The sequence below is a fragment of the Lysinibacillus sp. NPDC097287 genome, from assembly GCF_044761695.1.
Lineage (GTDB): Bacteria > Bacillota > Bacilli > Bacillales_A > Planococcaceae > Lysinibacillus.
This window is the reverse complement of the sequence record NZ_JBIWCX010000002.1, coordinates 336286-355081: the sequence shown is the minus strand read 5'-3', so window position 1 is coordinate 355081 and position 18796 is coordinate 336286. Positions and strand designations below refer to the sequence as shown.

Annotated in this window: 17 protein-coding genes; 13 read left to right on the top strand and 4 right to left on the bottom strand. The window is 33.5% G+C overall.

Annotated elements, in window-relative coordinates:
* Positions 1-1092, top strand: coding sequence for a copper resistance D family protein (locus ACIQ2D_RS04725; protein WP_402860150.1), 1092 nt, complete (start codon positions 1-3; stop codon positions 1090-1092).
* A gap of 304 nt (positions 1093-1396) precedes the next feature.
* Here the strand turns inward: ACIQ2D_RS04725 and ACIQ2D_RS04720 are convergent, their stop codons facing one another.
* A complete protein-coding gene (locus tag ACIQ2D_RS04720) occupies positions 1397-2245 on the bottom strand; it encodes a pyridoxamine kinase (protein ID WP_402860147.1) in 849 nt (282 codons plus the stop codon).
* Between the two features lie 220 nt (positions 2246-2465).
* On the opposite strand from ACIQ2D_RS04720, the gene ACIQ2D_RS04715 reads away from it, so the two are divergent.
* Positions 2466-3017 carry an ECF transporter S component gene (locus ACIQ2D_RS04715; protein ID WP_402860145.1) on the top strand — a complete coding sequence of 184 codons (552 nt, stop codon included), beginning with the start codon at positions 2466-2468 and terminating at the stop codon, positions 3015-3017.
* Positions 3018-3281: 264 nt separating this feature from the next.
* Here the strand turns inward: ACIQ2D_RS04715 and ACIQ2D_RS04710 are convergent, their stop codons facing one another.
* Both ACIQ2D_RS04710 and ACIQ2D_RS04705 read right to left on the bottom strand, forming a co-directional pair.
* Positions 3282-5129: an AAA family ATPase gene (locus ACIQ2D_RS04710; protein ID WP_402860143.1), complete on the bottom strand. Its 1848-nt coding sequence runs from the start codon at positions 5127-5129 to the stop codon at positions 3282-3284.
* A gap of 200 nt (positions 5130-5329) precedes the next feature.
* On the bottom strand, positions 5330-5710 hold the full coding sequence (locus ACIQ2D_RS04705) for a hypothetical protein (protein ID WP_402860140.1): 381 nt from the start codon (positions 5708-5710) through the stop codon (positions 5330-5332).
* 148 nt (positions 5711-5858) lie between these two features.
* Here ACIQ2D_RS04705 and ACIQ2D_RS04700 point away from each other — a divergent pair, with 148 nt between their 5' ends.
* The 4 genes from ACIQ2D_RS04700 to ACIQ2D_RS04685 all read left to right on the top strand — a co-directional run bounded on the left by ACIQ2D_RS04700 (position 5859) and on the right by ACIQ2D_RS04685 (position 9007).
* The gene (locus ACIQ2D_RS04700; RefSeq protein WP_402860137.1) at positions 5859-7043 is read left to right on the top strand and encodes a DNA cytosine methyltransferase; all 1185 of its coding nucleotides are present in this window, start codon (positions 5859-5861) and stop codon (positions 7041-7043) included.
* Positions 7044-7113: 70 nt separating this feature from the next.
* Positions 7114-8067 (top strand): HNH endonuclease, encoded by a 954-nt coding sequence (locus tag ACIQ2D_RS04695; protein ID WP_402860134.1) that lies wholly within the window; start codon positions 7114-7116, stop codon positions 8065-8067.
* A 185-nt stretch (positions 8068-8252) separates the two neighbouring features.
* A complete protein-coding gene (locus ACIQ2D_RS04690; protein WP_402860131.1) occupies positions 8253-8393 on the top strand; it encodes a hypothetical protein in 141 nt (46 codons plus the stop codon).
* Positions 8394-8848: 455 nt separating this feature from the next.
* On the top strand, positions 8849-9007 hold the full coding sequence (locus tag ACIQ2D_RS04685) for an HNH endonuclease (RefSeq protein ID WP_402860128.1): 159 nt from the start codon (positions 8849-8851) through the stop codon (positions 9005-9007).
* Positions 9008-9488: 481 nt separating this feature from the next.
* On the opposite strand, the gene ACIQ2D_RS04680 is transcribed toward ACIQ2D_RS04685, so the two are convergent.
* Complete coding sequence (locus ACIQ2D_RS04680; protein ID WP_402860125.1) at positions 9489-9881, bottom strand: hypothetical protein; 393 nt, start codon at positions 9879-9881, stop codon at positions 9489-9491.
* A gap of 241 nt (positions 9882-10122) precedes the next feature.
* Here ACIQ2D_RS04680 and ACIQ2D_RS04675 point away from each other — a divergent pair, with 241 nt between their 5' ends.
* From ACIQ2D_RS04675 to ACIQ2D_RS04645, 7 genes are all read left to right on the top strand, one after another.
* Complete coding sequence (locus tag ACIQ2D_RS04675; protein WP_402860122.1) at positions 10123-10581, top strand: hypothetical protein; 459 nt, start codon at positions 10123-10125, stop codon at positions 10579-10581.
* Positions 10578-12164: an AlwI family type II restriction endonuclease gene (locus ACIQ2D_RS04670; RefSeq protein ID WP_402860119.1), complete on the top strand. Its 1587-nt coding sequence runs from the start codon at positions 10578-10580 to the stop codon at positions 12162-12164. The genes ACIQ2D_RS04675 and ACIQ2D_RS04670 overlap by 4 nt, the downstream gene beginning before the upstream one ends.
* Positions 12165-13155: 991 nt before the next feature.
* A complete protein-coding gene (locus tag ACIQ2D_RS04665; RefSeq protein ID WP_402860116.1) occupies positions 13156-13386 on the top strand; it encodes a hypothetical protein in 231 nt (76 codons plus the stop codon).
* Positions 13387-13419: 33 nt separating this feature from the next.
* Complete coding sequence (locus tag ACIQ2D_RS04660) at positions 13420-15228, top strand: hypothetical protein (protein ID WP_402860113.1); 1809 nt, start codon at positions 13420-13422, stop codon at positions 15226-15228.
* Entirely contained in the window at positions 15225-16163 is a 939-nt protein-coding gene (locus tag ACIQ2D_RS04655) for a hypothetical protein (protein ID WP_402860110.1), read from the top strand. The genes ACIQ2D_RS04660 and ACIQ2D_RS04655 overlap by 4 nt, the downstream gene beginning before the upstream one ends.
* The gene (locus ACIQ2D_RS04650) at positions 16156-16914 is read left to right on the top strand and encodes a DUF6339 family protein (protein ID WP_402860108.1); all 759 of its coding nucleotides are present in this window, start codon (positions 16156-16158) and stop codon (positions 16912-16914) included. Before ACIQ2D_RS04655 ends, ACIQ2D_RS04650 begins: the two co-directional genes overlap by 8 nt.
* Positions 16915-18198: 1284 nt before the next feature.
* Positions 18199-18531: a DUF771 domain-containing protein gene (locus ACIQ2D_RS04645; protein WP_402860105.1), complete on the top strand. Its 333-nt coding sequence runs from the start codon at positions 18199-18201 to the stop codon at positions 18529-18531.
* Positions 18532-18796: the final 265 nt, after the last annotated feature.

The following is an 18796-nucleotide window of genomic DNA, read 5'->3' as shown; positions in this document are numbered from 1 at the left end:
ATGGGTATATTAGTAATCATTAGTCAGGCACTTTTATATTTATTTTTTTCGATCTTAGTTGGAAGTTTTATTCTTCTACTTGTCCCAAGCAACTATCGTCCTGACATAAAAATTTCAAAACGCTTGTTACTTATTAGTGCGATAGCTATACCAGTTCTATCCTTTATACCAGTACTAGAGAGTGTATTATATATCGCTCCACGCTTAGGTTTTCTTGAATCGCTTAAAATCGTTCTAACAACCTACACAGTTGGGAATGCATGGGACTTTACCCTACTTGGCTCCGTTGTGTTAGTTCTATTAATTTCTTTGACGAGAATTCCTGAAAAGGGCATCTTCGCTTATTTAGGAACATTCGTTACATTTTTATTAATTTTAACAATTGCTTGGTCAAGCCATGCGGGCGCTATTGATCCAATCATGGGTATTATTAGCGACTTTCTTCATCTAGCCGCGGTAAGTATTTGGGTTGGGATTTTACTAATAATAGCTTGGTGTTCGACTAATCAAAAAAATTGGCTCGAATTTTTAAGCTGGTTTTCGATGGTCGCTTTTGTCTGTCTAATAGCTACGGCTCTTAGTGGACTGTTTCTAATGGAAGTAATGGTTGATGGATATATCGATTCGTGGATGGTATCGTATGGACAAGGATTATTATTAAAACATTTATTCCTACTCCCCCTTGTTTTTTATGCTTTGGTGAATGGTTTAATTGTTAAATATAAACTATCTAAAGATGCTTCATTCAACCCCATTCCTTGGATTCGTGTCGAAGGATTTATATTATTGACCATTTTCACAATTACAGCTATTTTTTCACAACAATCACCACCTCATGGCCATTATTTAACGAATGATGCGGTGTCACCTTTATTCCGTCTATTTCACGCTGACTTCATCAATTCAACTAATACAATTGGCTTTGCTTTAAACTTAAACACTTTACTATTCTTTTTCCTATCTCTTTTGTTTATAGGATTAATAGTATTATCCATCTTCAAAAAAGCATCGATACTTGTATCTTTTCTGTTTAGTTGCTTATTTGTAAGCAGTTTATACTTTATGTTAATGGTGAGTGTGGTAATTCGCTAAAAGGAGAGTGACTCAATAATTAATAAATTGAGTCGCTCTTTTTTAGTACTTATTCCTTTCTAATATCTAAAAATCACACCCTATTATCGTCAATTCAACTTGATGATAATAGGGTGTAATTTATTTGCATACACGACATCGACAATATGCAAAATTGACAAAAACGACCTACAACTTATTTTTAAAATGGTCGTTTAAACAGAAGACACTATTTTTATTTTGAGCGACTAATAGAAATCTCTATGTACTATTAAATGACTGGGTCAGTTCAAAGCATACTCATGTTATAAAGAGTCTGAGTTTACTAAAGCAGCATTCGCAAAAATTGTTCAAAATTCACGCCTGCCTCACGCGAAACTTGCTCCTTCGACGTAGCTTTAATCGCAGCCGCTAAAAACGCCTCTGCAAGTTTCATTGACTCTACTAAATCCTGCCCGCGCATAATGCCACCCATAATGACTGATGCAAACAAATCACCTGTGCCTGAATAGCTCTCGCCGTTATAGTCGCGGATACTATAAAATGAACGATCTGCATCAATATACATATTGCCTACATAACGCTTGTTCGCAACTGCTGGCGGCGGATTCAAACCGGTAATAATAACGTTAGCACCAGTTACTTGCTGTAGCTGATGGCCCGCTTCATCTAGTGCCTTAAAATAATCCGAATCGTCTTGATAGCTCTGTAGCTTCTCATACGACAAACCTGTAAGCAAGCAGCACTCTGTAACATTTGGTGTAATAATGTCTGCACGCTTCACTAGCTCCTTCATACGATCAAGTAAGTCGCCAGTAAACATTTTATACACCTCGCCCATATCCCCCATCACTGGATCGACAAGTAGCTTCGTTTCACTCGAGTGAAACACGCTTAAAAACTGAAAAATGTTATCGATTTGCTCTTTTCCTGTCACAAAGCCTGTGTGAATGCCATCAAAGTTCGCCCCAAGCTTGCTCCACTCATACACAAAGTTGTCCATCTTTGGCGTTAAATCCTCACAATAAAAGCTCGGATACCCTGTTTGCGCTGTTAAAATCGCAGTTGGCAATGGCACCGCCTGAACACCCATCACCGACAGCACAGGTATCGCAGCCGTTAACGAGCACTTCCCAAAGGATGAAATATCCTGAATTACAGCAACTTTTTTCATCATACTCTCCACCTAACTAATACTGCTTATACTCAATTCATCCTATCATAATTAGAAAGATACGAAAATACACACAACTTAAATTCGAGAGATGAAAAATTATTATACATAGAAACCAATCTGACCTTTAACATTTTTATATAATTGGCACTTTTACAATAGTCAGTCCTTTGCTAAAGTAAAAATTATCAAAAAATTCATCATAGTGAGGAAGATACAGATGCAAAGTATACAAAGTCAACCCTATACAAAACCACGCACGAAAACATTTGATTTAGTGATTACAGCAATTTTAGCAGCACTTGTATTCGTGGCAACAATGTTCATCAATCTTAAACTACCATTCGGGCAAGGCGGGCTTATCCATTTAGGAACAGCCATGCTTTTCATCACGGCAATTTTATTTGGTCCTAAAAAAGGGGCACTTGCTGGAGCAATTGGGATGGGATTATTTGATATCGTAGGTGGTTGGTTAATTTGGGCACCAACCACAATTATCTCCCGCGCATTACAAGGATTCATCGTAGGGAAAATTGCTTGGTCTATAGGACATCGAGGCGACCACATTGGATTAAACATTTTAGGCGCAGTTGTTTCAATGCCAGTGATGATTGCTGTATACTACATTGGGCAAGCAATTATGTTCAAAAGCTGGATTGCGCCTATGGCATCAATTCCAGGGGACGTAATCCAAAACGTTGTCGGTTTACTAATAGCAATTCCAGTATGTATCGTGCTGAAAAAAACACCTTACTTCAAAAAGAATTTTTAGTACGCACAAAATAAACACGCAATCTTTCTGTTTTGCTTGCAAGATGGCGTGTTTTATTATTTTCTAAAGTAAGCGTCCCAGGAGGGAGTTTTGCATCCTTTTGGAACGTTGGTATTAGTGGTTTTGTAAGAAATGATGTGTAGAATTTGTGTAGAACTTATTTGGCTAAAATGAGTTACCCAAAATTACATCACTTTACTTGAAGTCTAATGAAAAAACCATCATTTCCTTAAACAATGTATGACAATAAAAAATTTATAAAATTTATTTTTTCATTACGAAGATATCTTCTAACACGAGATGTGCATTTGCAAACTGTTGCATATAAAATGCATGTTTTTTTCCAGATTTATAATCTGTAGAGCCATTTCTTAATTCTCTTATTGCACTTAATGAATCAGTTTTTAAATTATTAAGTGTTTCCACTATTGTATCTTGAGAAATATTTAATAAATGTTTCTTAGAAATTAAATGTGCTAATAATTTTCCATTTCTCCGGGCGTCATCAATAATAAATCCTTCCTCATTTTCTATCTTAAAGAGAGTTTTTAAATGATTTGTTTTTAGTACTATAAATCCATTTGAATATGCTTTCTCACCAACCCACATTTCTGTATCTTCAACCAATAATAGATAGCCATTATCGCTTAAACTTTTTAATAACAAGTTGTCAGGACTAAATAAACTAAGCCACTCTGATGGATCTATTTCATGTAGGACATTACACAACAAAATCACATCAAAAGACTCTTTATGAAAACTCAACAATCTCTCATTATTATTAAAGTATTTATTTTCTATTAAACCATACGACATTTCTATTTCATTAATACAATGCTCCTTGTCTGAATCCTCAATATCATAAGCTACATAATCAAATCTGGAGGATACTTCTTTTCCAGATATATTGAATCCATCTCTTAAAGTTGCTAATAATCTACCCTTACCTGCTCCGAAATCTAATATTTTTAATACATTATCAGGCTTCACTTGAGAAAGAACTCTTCTTATTTGATTTGTTTGAGGGTCGGACTTATCAGCTTCAACAACACTTGGAGGACAAAGACATTCAAAAGCATATTGTATGTTAGCATATAGAGCTGGTAATCCTAAAAAGTTATGTAGTTTATCTATCTGATCAGATCCACCCATTAACCCTTCTAAAATTTCTTCAGGAGCTCTCCCTGAGTACTTAATTTTACCATCTTCAACAAAATGAAGGGTGCAGTTCTCGTTAAAATAGCTTATAAGTGGAACGGAATGTGTTGCAATCAGTATTTGTCCTATTTTTAAATTTTCAAGCTTTTTTATAATATTTATTAATGCTGAAGGATGAAAATAGTTCTCAGGTTCATCAAGTAATAAAATGACAGGCTCACCTTCATGATCTTCTATTTTGAAAATGGCGATACATAATTGTAAAATTACTGATTGACCTTTAGAAAGATTACAAGAATGTAAAGGTCTATTAAACAATTGAGCCTCACCTAATGGCGATCTCGTAATTTGGGTTCCTAATAATTCTTCAATAATATCTGAGAGCCTCTGATAATCTCTCAAATAAGGTCCTTTAATTTCTTCTTCAACTTCACAATCTTGATGAGTAAGGTTATAGTGATTATCTTGAAAAAATTGTATTAACGCAAAGGCATATTCATTTATTTTGTTAATATAAGTTGTACGTAGCATTTCATCTATTTCAAATTTTGTGTATTTTCTATTGTCTATTAAGTCAGGCACTTCTGGAATAAAACTAACATAAGGCACTACACCATCACTTATTTCTCGATCAAGCATTATCCAGGATTTTAGTTCTTCTAATTCTTTTTCCAATATCTTGATTTCATTTTCAATAATCGGTAAATCATGGTGATCTTTATCCATGATAGCTGCCCAATGTTCATTTTTCTTACTATTTATCTGAGCTTCTTTTTCTTTAAGCATTTTTGGCCATTCTGTTAAAGCTAAACCAATCCTATTCAATAATCTTGATTTTCCTGACCCATTTTTTCCAGCGAAAATAACAAATTTACCCAACTTCTTTAATTCTACATCTCCCAAACCATCATCCCACATATTATTATTGGGCAATTTTAAACTTTTAATTAACATATGCTCTATCCTTTCTTTCATTTATTACTCAATTTAAAGTGTTCAATTGTTAACTTTTTAAGGTGCGCATAACGGCAAGGTATTAATATACTTAAAATCCAGATTATCCAAAAACCCATAACTATTATTTACATGCGTCCCAAAGGAATAGCTTTTTCCTACTATAGCGGTAATCTACCTAAAAGAGCAACGAAAGAACTTCACTCCATTTTCGTCATACCAATTAACTTGATATCTAAGTTAATACGTAAATTAAAAACATCCTCGCGCGTAATACTACCAATTTCCGTGCTAAATTCACTTTCTATGTTGCGTACAAATCCTAAACGACCAGCTAAATAACTTCGATCTCCAAACATACTTACTATTTCAAATACCGGATTCAAAGCTTTTTCGAATCCTCGATCATCTACCAAGATAGCAATTTCATCACTATAATCAAAAAAATCATAGCCTTCTGCATTTAAAATTTTTTTTAACTCCTGATCTAATATGTCCTCTGTTTCATTATGTAATTGCAGGATCTCCGCTTGGATTTTCATGATTTCTGTATTAAAATATAGCAAATAAATTTGTAACATTGTCCACCTCATTCATAATATTTGTATAAAAAATTTAATGCTTTATTGCAACTTTTTGAAGAGAAAAGTAGTAATATAGATTATAGCATATTTATATGCAAGAACTTTTGTTCGTTTTTCATTAGTTCTTAATCAAGGAGATGAAAACATGATTTTTAAAAAAGGTGAATTGTTTAACGGCCCCGGCGGTTTAAGTTTAGCAGCAAAAAACACGGTCGTTATCCATCCCGAAACAAATGAAGAATTCCGCATTGAACATACTTGGTCAAATGACTTCGATCAAAACGCTTGTCGCACATTTGCACTTAATATCTGTGGCGATGAAAACGATCCAAGTGTTATTTGTGGCCCCGTTGAAAACCTACCGATTGGTGATCGCTCTATATTAAAAGACATTGATTGCTTTGCTTTCGGTTTCCCATGTAATGATTATAGCAATGTTGGGGAAAAAAAAGGCTTAACCGGTACATTTGGACCTCTGTACAGCTACGGTATTAAAGTATTAAATGAATACAAACCAAAATTCTTTGTTGCCGAAAATGTTGGGGGCTTACAAAGTGCAAATGAAGGACGAGCTTTCATTCAAATTTTAAAGGAATTAGAATCCCCAGGTGATGTTGAATACGTTGTTACACCACATTTATATAAGTTCGAAGAATATGGTGTTCCTCAGGCAAGACATCGAATTATTATTGTTGGTATTCGTAAAGATCTTGCCGAACAAGGAATCGAATTTAAAGTCCCTGCACCAACGACACCTAATTCAGCTGATTATAAAACATGTAAAGAGGCTATAATAAATCCTCCGATACCTGAGGACGCACCAAACCATGAAATGCCTCGTCATACACCCAAAGTAAAGGAAATGCTGAGTTATATTCCACCAGGTGAAAACGCTTGGTATCTTGGCATTCCAGAAGAACTCCAGTTAAATGTAAAAGGCGCTCGTTTAAGTTCTATTTATAAACGTCTTGATCCGACACGTCCAGCCTATACCGTAACAGGTAGTGGTGGTGGTGGTACTCATATGTATCACTGGGATGAAACACGTGCTCTAACGAACCGTGAACGCGCACGTTTACAAACATTCCCAGATGATTTTGTCTTTATAGGTAGTAAAGAAGCTGCCCGTAAGCAAATTGGTATGGCTGTACCACCCGCGGGTGCCCAAATTGTCTTTGAAGCCATTTTAAAATCATTTGCAAAAATCGCTTATGAGTTCGTTGAACCAACAAAGAAATTCCAATTAGAGAATTTACAAAAAGAAAAAGCTAAAAAAGTAGAGAAAAACGAGATCAATTCGGAGGAAAAGCAATTAGCCTTTAATTATTAAGAATGGCTTTCTGATATATTAATCCCTTCACGGATAACTCAAGTTTCCCGCTTTCTAAAGGAGTGTTAACTTGGATAAAATTACACACAATCAGATTTTAAGAAAATTTAATGCTTACAAGGGGAAAAGGTTATCTGGAGCTATTGAATTAAAAAATCTACCTGCAGACGAATACGTTGATCAGCCCCACATTTTAAATGATCTAGTAAGAGGATTTTATAAGCCTAGTAAGGAAAACTTTATACTCTCTTTTAGACCTACAGAAAAAATAGAGAATTATGGACCCCAGATCATTTGGGAAGATGAAGAGAATGGCGTCTTCAAAGAAATACGAATGCTTGCTCCAAATAAAGAAAAGGATGTAAGAAAAGCTGGCGATATTCGAGCTGCTGAATTTAATATGGCAAACCATATTCCTGTAGGTATAATACAACACTTTGCGGAATTAGGAGCTGAATACCGAATTTTAGGTCTTGGCCTAATCGTAGAGAAATTAGTGGATCGCGGCAATATAATTTTTTTAGTGAAACCACTAGAACTATCAGATGAAGATTACTTAGATTTAGTCCGATTCCCTGATAGTAGTGCTGAACAAAGTCCGGCTATTACATCGGATGATAGCTCAGTAAATAACGATATCTCTACTGAGGGTTCTAGGCTAGCCCAATATAGAGTTGGACAACAAAAATTTAAAGCCTTATTGCTTAATAAATTTGATAACTGTCAATTATGTAGCATCAAAGCGAAACACTGCCGAGCAAGCCATATTAAACCTTGGAAATCCTCAAATAATCGAGAACGTCTGGATGTTAATAATGGTTTACTATTATGCCCAAATCACGATCATTTATTTGATAGAGGGCTAATCACATTTAATAATGATGGAAAAATCCTTATATCTGATAACATTGATGAAAGTTCCTTAAATGACTTTAGATTAAATGCTGACTTACGTATTGAAATGTCTCTCGAAAAGAACAACTATATGGCCTATCATAGAAATTTTAAATATATCCAAAATTAAAACTTTCATATTAAAGCAGGTAGGGATATTAGTAATACCCTATCTGCTTATATTTTTTTTATGTAACATTTCCTTTCTATGGAGGAATGGACAACATATAAAGTGAACGAGTTCACAAAGGGATTTTACATAAGTTCGAAGCATTAAAAGGCGAAACCCACTTTGGGTAAATGTATATTAAAGGCGTGAGCAAAGAACAACGTGTACCAGCCGATCAATTTGTAGAAGATGATCTTATTTCACGCGATTTAATTCGTGGTTTCTATAAACCAGTTGGCATGCAATTATTAATCTCTTATCAAGCAACTGAATCAGATGAAAACTAAGGGCAACAAATTATCTGGAAATATAAAGCGTGTCATGAATTTGAAACAATTAAAATGAGGCCCCCGAGTAACACAAAAGAAAATCGAAAAAGAGTGACATACGGCTACACGTTACAATTTGGAAATCAGACCCCAATTGGCATCCTTCATATAGTAAAAAAAGGCGTTAATACGATGTTGGGATTAGAAATGATTATCAAAGAAAATGCGCAAGATTTCTTCATCGTGAAACACTACTAAATCAATACCTTAACTTCTACTTCTGTAGTAAAAAAAGTGAGAATCGCCAGTCAATTAACAATGAACGATGAAGAATTAATTACGGAAGTCCAAAACAAGGAAAATAAAAGAAAGTACAAGCCGAGTTTCGTAAATTGCTCCTAACGAAATACAAATCGTGTGCCTTATGTGGTGTAGAATTCGATCATACATGCGCGAGTCATAGCTAGCCACGGATGTCTAGTACCGATTTCGAACATTTGGACAAACATAATGGCCTATTATTATGCCCAAACGATGATAACTTGTTTGACAAGGGGCTGATTACATTTAAAGAAACTGGCAAACATCCAAATTCCCAGTATCCTTTCACCGTTACAATAAATGAGTTTTAACGTCAACTCAATGTTACAAATTCAAGTAAGTATTGAAATGCAACAATACATGACACTTGATCATAAACATGTATTTATAGAATAAGCACAGGCACAGATTTTCTGTGCCTGTGCTTATTACTCTAATTCAACTAAATTCAGTAATTCTTCAATATTTTAATGCAACCAGTAAATAGGTAGACCAATATTAAATTCTGCATCCAAAGCAACATTTATATTAATTTGATCGTCTATTAGCTGATTATTACGAATGCGCTAATTAAATTTATTATTTAGAAGTTGGATATTCGTAATTACTATTACTGAGTCTGGTAACACTCGTCTTTTCCACGGACTATCATTTCTTCCTCGGCATACTTGTGTGCCAAATTGTCGCTGACTTTAACTACCATTATTCCAATCTGTCTCTGCAAAATCATAACATTCCTGAATCATTCGTTATGAATAATTACCATTAATTATCCCTTTCATTAAAGTTACTTTAAATAAGTTCAATCTCGATATGATGGGAACTTAACCATGTCACTTGAACACTATCACCCACAGTTGCCCCAACATGCGCATACCAATCACCAATCAAAAGCAAATTTCCATTACCTTGAAATTGCTTAGCATATGGACTACCAGCTTCTATATTGCCTGATGCTTTTAACTCTACATCATTAAAAAAACCATCTACAGATCGACAAGTATAAATATTACTAATATTTTGTTGATTACTATTAAGAATATCAAGATTTCGTGATACGCTTATAGGAATCGGTATATAACCCTCACCAGGTCTACGATTTCTTGTTGTTGTATGACGATATGTTCCCCATCCTAGATGAGCATCTGTTAACCTTATTACATACGAGTTACCTGCTACAGCCATTACTACCTTCCCCCTTAAAAGTTGTTAGACTACCAAAATTAATTTAACATTATTTGAAATTTCATACAATAACACAATCAGTTTCTGTGTTTTTTTATCCTTATAAGGATTATTTAATGCAATTTGTTTTGGACATAATATAGCTAAGAGCTTGGAGGGGGATTATTAAATGGAGCCTCAAGAATAATCTTATAAACGTTCTTTAAGAGAATTATCAGAAAAGTATTTATCCGCAAAAATCATGCGTGAAGACATACTCAATTTTTTAAAAAATGAAGTCCAATGTACATCTGCACACCGTGAATTGGCTGAAAAATCAGGAAAAAATTCAAACTCTACTTATAAAGATATTAATGAACATTCAATAATAAATGCTATTAGCTTACTTCGTTATTGGAATGCCATGCAAGAAATTGCTCGTGAAGCTCAAATGATTGAACAAAAAATCCCAAAACTAAATGACTTATTGGAGAAATACACTAAAGAAATACAGTATATCAACGGTATATCAGATTCAAAATCTTTAGATGACTATATTCAAGAAAACCAACAACTCACAATTCAAATTATTAATTATTTTTCAAAAGACATAACCAACTTAAGTAAAGGTTGTCAAGAATTGATAAATAAAATCCATCAAGATTCAACACTTTCAGCATACTTTAGAGCATCAAAAATAGAAAGGATGAAACAAGTATGAGCGAACGTAAAGTCTGGTTTATTACACGACCAGAACGCGATCCACGTTACCATGCGGACGCAATTAAGGCACTAAAAGTATCTACTAACAACTTTACAACAAAGTGGCAAGGAAATCGTGAAGCACATAAACATTTCGAAGAAGTACTGGCTGCAAATGGCCTTAAACGAAATAACATTAGTAATGATGGCTCAGGTGGACGTACATGGTGCGCAATGCTAAAAACATTTGCGTATTGCTATGTTGACCATGACGGATACATTAAACCTACTAAAGTAGGTCAAGCACTACTTTCAGACCAAAAACCGTTTGAAAACGTAAAAAAACAAATTCTTACCCTACAAATTCCCAACGCATATTTTTTAGAAACGGGCTTCCGTCCAAAATTTGCTGCATCATTTCGTATTAGGCCGGCACGTTTTTTAATCCGTCTTGTGCAAAGTAGCGAGCTAGATTACTACATTACAAAAGAAGAGATCACATATTTCGTATTAACAGCACAGCATGATAATCAGCTCCAACATGTAATACAAAGCATTGTAAAATTCCGTGGAAGTGATTTTGAAACCAAGGAAGTTATGAAACAAGAAATTGCTGTTGAATATGATCATCGTGCACGAAATGACCATGCTGCACGCGATTATTTTCAAGCACACTCTGATGTAGCACATACTTTCATGATGCTATGTGAATACACAGAACTTGTAGAATATCATCGTCGAGAAGCTATTTTAAAAGCAGATCATGATTTAGTTGATGTAGCACAAAAAGTCATCGCTTATTACGATGAACGATATCCATTTAATGCACGCTATTTAATTTCATCTGAACGCATGGCCCAAAATAATGGATTAGATATAGATAGTTATAAAGCGAATGATTACGGTGAAATTAAGCCTGCCAAAAATCAGGAGAAATTCCAAAACAAAATTGACGCCATTCTCAATGTAATTCCTAATCCACATGAAATGGAAAAAGATGAATTACTAACTCATTTTGCACCGGTTTTTGGCCCCAGAGATGCACAAAAGATCGTAGACAACCTTGATATTCACAAACAGGAACTCAAGACTATTCCACCAGAATTTGTTGAAAACTATCTCGGTGAACTTACCCCAAATGAATTTGAACAATTAACGACTAAGATTTTAAAAGCAATTGGCTTTGAAGTAACATACCAACCTAAATTGGATGGAATTCCAACAGAGATCGAAATTTTTGTAAAGTATAAAGAACACTCTGGGATTATTGATACAAAACATTATCCGTCAGGCTTTTCTTTATCTCAAAATCTAGCGAATTACATGGGTAGTGAATACATCCCTAACTACTTAAATTACGATAAGACACCACTATCATTTTATGGATACGTCACATCTGCAAAATATACAGGTGAGAAAAAGCTACTGTCCATTACCAAATTAGCTGAGAAATTAACTGGCCATCATATTGAGGGTTTTATTATGCAGCGTGATGTGTTAATTGGTTTCCTCGATTACTGTTTAGAAAATGATTTAACAGTTGATAAACGTGTTCAATTATTTGTCGAAGCAATTCAAAATATGGGTGTTAGACACTTCTAAAACATAATATAATTGAGGCCAGTAAGCTTTATTATTTGAAGAAGATAATGAAAGCAATTAAATTTGGATTTCTAACAATTCCACTCGTATTCTTGATATTAAGTAAGACAAGACATTTATGAAAATGAATATTTCCTATATGACAAGGAAGAAATGAGTATGAGTTCGATTCACACTTTATATTTCCAAAGAAATCGGTAAGAATAACTTTGTACATTGTGAGGCTATAGTAACTTAACAGCATTTATTACAAATTATTGTTCACAAAATTACATCATTTTAAATATAGACTCATTGAAATATTATATTATTTCTAAATAAGTAGAGGTGCATGCTACATAACGAGCATGCACCTTTGTAATTATTCTTTGTTTGTATTGTTTATAAGATACCATCTTCGCACCTCGAATCTCATATACCTTTTTTGGAATTTTCTACACCAAAATCATATCCACATCCTAAATCACGTGTATCAATTAATTTCTTTTCACAAAAATCTATCCTTAAATCAATCAATAAAAATGCCTCAGCTTTTTTGCCGCTTACACGACGTGTTATATAAGTAGGTGCTTGATTATTAGCATTAACGGTAAAAAAAATCCTCGGGCACCTTCTTCTAATAAATCCAATAATAATTGTCCTTAAAACTTCTTCACTAAGGTAATAAAAAAATCATCCTGTCCATTCTTTCCCCCTATTATCTTTATAGCTTAATTTCCCCCCTATATTTTCATGAACTTAATTAAATTTATCGTAACCTAAAATCTCATAATTCACTTTATTAAACCTTAAATAAATACAATCAACATTTTTTCATTACTCGAAAAACTATCTCTTGAAAATACATTGAATCAAACGATTTTACAATCTATAAAAGCCTTATTTAACACTTCATTTTGAATATATATAAATTATATCGGTTTTATAGTTGACTATATATCGTATATTGTACTATATTGTATAAAAGAATTTAAATTTGGAGGTATTTGTCATGAGTGGGAATAAAAAAATGGATAAATTTGAAGAGTTAGCTGAAAAAAGAGTTAGTGAAGCTCTAAAAAAATTACAATTGATAGGTAATCTATCGAATAAAAATAATTATGATTATACAGAAACTCATGTTAAACAAATAATTGATACTCTAGAATCAGAAATTAAGGCACTAAAAAATAAATTCTCAGAGGAGAGTAAATCACGTAAAACTGAATTTAAATTCAAATAATATAGCAATAATACAAAAGAGGAGTGGTCAATCGTGTTAGAAAACTCAGTAGGATGGGAATTCCCTTCAACAGGTGGCGGAAGAGAAGATGGTTTAAACGATTCAGGAATTTCTTTTTTCAAAGCAGACCCTGTTAAATCAATGACTAGAGAAGTTATTCAGGATGCTTTAGATGCAAAATTTGAAGAAGACGTGCCAGTCATTGTTGAATTTGAAGAAAAGAAAATAGAAGCAAAAAGAATACCAGATATTGATGAATTACGAACTTATTTTAAGCAAGCTGAAAATTATTTTGCTCCTCAAAAAAATGAAACACATAAATTCTTCAGAAAAGCACTTGAGATTATAAATGATGAGACTATTTCTATTTGTGCAATTAGAGATCGTAATACTATCGGTTTAACAAGAGTATTGTCTAGTGAAGACAGTCATTTTCATCGCTTAACTAAAACTACAGGGGACACAGGAAAAACCGGAACATCAAACGGTTCTTATGGTATAGGTAAGCATGCACCCTTTGCTACTTCTTTTTTAAGAACAATGCTTTATGGAACTTTAAATCGCGAAAAAACATATAATAGAGGTTTTCAAGGGGTTATTAAAATAGCAAGTTTTAGTAGAGGGAAAAAGCACCTTACTCAAGGAACTGGATTTTATGGTGTTAAGGAAGATTTTAAACCCCTAACGGATTTAAGCAAGATTGATAATTTTTTCAAACGTACAAATGGAGATTATGGCACTGATAAATTCATCATCGGTTTTAATGCATACGAAGGATGGAACAATGTTGTAATAGAAGAAGCTGTATCTAGCTATATGTATTCAATTCTAAAAGGCAATCTAGAAGTGATTGTTAATGGTTTTTGTATTTCAGCATCCAATTTAGATTATGTTGTTGAATATATAAGCGAAGTCAATCCTGATAGTAAAGTAAATGAATTCTACCTTTCACTTACATCTCCTAATAAAATTGTAAAAGTAGGAGAATTTCTAACTGAAGATGGAACTATTGAAACAGTAACACTGTATTTAATTGAAGGAGAAGATTTTCATAATAAAATTTCATTAAATCGTGGAACTGGCATGAAAATTTATGAAAAAGGTAATTTTAGAACACCATTAAAATTTGGAGGCACATTAATAATAGAGGGTACTCAATTAAACCAAGTACTTCGTTTGATGGAACCACCCACACACGACGCTTGGACACCGAGCCTATATGAAAAAAACGTTGAATACGCAACTAAACTTAGACAAGCCATATATGCCTGGCTCAATAAAGTCATCCGTGAAGTAGCACCAAAATTTGATGATGACTCCTTTGAATTGCCGGGTCTTGAAAACATTTTACCTAGCCTATCTCAAGATGAAAACCCTACTGATAGTATCAAAATAGGTGAAAAGCACGAAAAAATTAAATCATTGGTTATCACAAATAATTCGATGACACCTCCCAAGAAAAGACGTCCTAAAGGATCAGGAGGCGGGAAATCTGGTGGGAAGAATGGCGGGAAATCTAAACCATCTATAAAAAATGCTGAAAATAAAGCCAGAGTAAAATCAATTAGAGCATTTTGCACTGACCCTAAAGATGGTGTATATAAAATTCTTATCAACTCTTCTCAAACAGGAAATCTATCATTCAAAGTGAATGTAGTTGGTGAAAGTGTAGTAGATGTTGCACATATACTACAGGGTATTGACAATAACACTGGTAACATAGTTACGATTAATGAAAATAATGTACTAGGACCTATTAAAGTAGAAAAAAATGTTCAACATGAAATCTCGATAAAGCTTGATAATATTACACGTTATTCATTGGAGGTAGAACAAATATGAAACTAAAATCTCGAAACTTTCCTCACCCGGTATTACATCCTGTAACAGATGATATTGTTAAGAGCCATTTCACAGGTAATATTATCAAATATGAAGATACTGAAAGTTTTCTACAGTTTACTATCGAGTTCAAATTGAATAATGATACTTTAAATACACTTTTTCAAGAGGATCTTGTACATCTGAATGTACATTTCGAGTGTATTTCAACAATGCAACGCATTTCTCATCAAGTAATAATTTCAGAGTGTACTGTAACTAAAAATAAAAAAGAATTCATATACAAGACAGAAATCTATATAGATGGTTCATTATTAAATAAAAAAGTCGATGTGAATTACTTTATTCTTTCCAATCAAGCAATTCCAGATTATACCAACTCCAGGATGCACCCTGATTTCCAAGCTTCTAAGTTTGGTATAGAGAAAGGTGATATCCTTGCCTTAGCCATTACACAGACGATTCATTTAGAAAAAGAGGAGCTAGTTCATACAAATAGCATCTTTAAAATTGCTAAAGATCAAGTTAAAAATACAAATCCATTTTCGATTGCAATGAATAATAACCAAATTGAAATTATTTTACCGAATAACATTCACGAGCGAATTGGACAATTAAAGATATTTGCGGGCAACGACTTAAATAAAATATTAATTTCTATGCTTTACTACCCAGCTTTGTTAGATGTTTTACACACTATTCAAAAATTAGACCCTAGTGAACTTGAAGAGTATGAAAGTTTAGATTGGTACCGAACATTAGAAAAAAAAATCCGGACAATGAACCTAGATATTACAAATTTAAATCCTGATAATGTAACTTCACTTTCTTATAACCTTTTGTATGAATCAGTTGAAGAACCTTGGGCAGCATTAGAAGCTGTCGTATATAGAAACGACAATGATGACAGTGGGGACGGTGAAGACAATGAATAATCTAGTTCTAATGAAATCTGAAACTTTGAACGATTTAAAGGATAACATAAATTTAGATCTATACCGATCTTATGATAATTCTGAAATACTATCGGTATTAGATTTAAATTCACTATCATATAATAACTTTTTAGTTGTTTCGGATCATAACAATAAGAGTGCTGACGATTTCGAAAACTGCAAAGCACTCTTTGAACATTTTAAATACCTACCATTATCTATAGCTTCTGACGAAAGATTTTGGAGTTATTTGACACATACTACTTTTTGGGATTATATGTGCCAACGTTGGCCTATTCAGGAAGCAGAGGGGGATGAAACTGAATTTGTTAAAACGCGTTTCTTCTTCAATTCTAAAGGAAAAACATTCTATCGAAATGGCTTGTCCAGACTATGGTGGTACGCTTACCTTACGTATGATGAGACAAAAACAGACCCTTACCATTACACAAAAATGATGCTAACTAATCAGGAAATTGCTAATTTACTTATTGAAACTACCAATCTTTCAAGAAATAAAGTCGCTCTAAAAGCTACTTTAGAAGTAATTACTGACTTCTTAAGATTAGAAGAGTCTGAAGAAATTGAAAAAGTGAAAAATAAACGCAAATTTATACGCGCACTCATTAAATATACAAATTTGGTTGGTGGCGTAACTATTTGGGATACCCTTTCTGAACAAGAGGCTTATGATAAAGCGTGGAAATTTGTTGAAAGAAATATTTTACGTATCCCTACTCCATCTTTGTAAATACCGTTATATAGAAAACATTCAAAAGCCTGCTCAATTTACCCCTTTGAGCAGGCTTCTTTTTATTGTATATTTCTATTTACTCGTCTTTGATAATTGAAATTTAATTTCAATTAGACCGTTTTACCTCTTCATTTACTTATCAATTTTTACATTTTGAATCACCACCATCCCCCCACCAATCCACTGCCGCTTTCCGCTCCTTTACTTACAAACTCAATAGTATCACGAGAATTTGTAAATGCACCTGATTATAATATTTCCACTAAGTAATCGAGAAGTTCTTCCAGCACATCACGAGAATTTAAATGGTATTGGTATATGTCCTAGTTGCCACTTTAGTATCGTCTCATTATTTAACATTGCACTCAGCTTCCAGTACCAATTCTCTACCTCCTCCCGCGTAAGTTCTTGATATCCTATCATACCATTCCAATAAGTTGTCTCAAATCTAACTAAATCAGTGCATACTTATGTCGTTGCATTCAGTAAATAGAATGTTTTTATCGTCTTCAGGTGCAAACAGTTTAGAGACACTTCATACATCAATGCTCCTTCTCCTAGCATTTCACGAATTTTTTTCATTATCAACATAATAGATATTCAGCAATTCCCCCTTCCCTCTATGAAAAACGATTCAATAAACCAGATTTTTATTAGTCTCCAGAAGTGGATCTTCTAAAAGAAAATGTCATACAGCTGTCAATTTCTCTAGCCCCTTATCGAAATCTTCCAACGGTAATAGCACCTTGTAATCACGGATTATCATTTTTTTGTAAGAACGATTTTGCATACATTCTTCTAAATGTCGCACAAGCTTTGCTATCTCTGGTCTTGATATATCTATAAATGTTCTCCTCTTCAACTCCTTCATTGATCATAATATTGCTAATACAACGCTTGCTCTCATCGTTAAGCTACATTCTTAATTTGCATCATTCTATTGACTGTTAGCAGTAGTACGAGGATGTTATTTCTGTACTTGATAAAAATACATTTTATCTCCTCCTTTTCCGTCATAACCTACGTATCTTTTAAAAACAATCAAGAATAAGAACAACTCTTATATAACAATTCCTAAATCCTTATTTTTTTGCCAAAAAACTCGTTAAATTACGAATCTTCTCGAATAAACACCGTTTTTATAAAATTAAAATCCCCACGAATATTTAATGTGTCTGCCGTTGTTTTTTTATTACCCATAGAATCTAATGTACTCGAAATCATTCAGTAAACATTAATTTTAATTGGATGGTTTAAATACTTCAGTAGAGGAAGATTCAAATGCAGCAAAAATTAAACTTAAACGTTACCGTTCAAATTCCTGAAGGGTATGTAATTGTCGACAAATTCGAGTTAGAGGAATTACAGAAAAATCAATTAGACGGTGTTTACTGGTCAATGCAAGATTTACAGGACCACGTAAATAGGAAACAAGATTGGATCAAAGAGAATATCCTCTATATCCCTATATTCAAACAAGAACTGGATGCATCGTTAGGTGGGTTCGTCTTTTATCCTTATAAAAAAGGACAGCCCTGTAGCTTTCACGCAAAGAGAATGATGAAGTTTTTAGATGAAAACTTTAGTGCAATCCACCATCCCAAACAAAATTGAGAAATCATCTGTTGTTTTTGGGTGAACTGAAGAAATATACTCTGTTTTTCATTCTAAATATTCAAAAGGGAGAGAACTTTTACGTTGAGCAACAATGACAATCAATCAACAAAATGTTCTTTGGAACTATTCCATAAACTAAAAAGACTAGAATTAGAGGGCCATCTTTCACAGTTCCTATTTAATAGTTTCTTAGAATTTTTACAAGGTGGGGATAATTTTGAAAAAGAAGACTAAGCCTTTTCCTGGCCAAGCAACTGGGGTT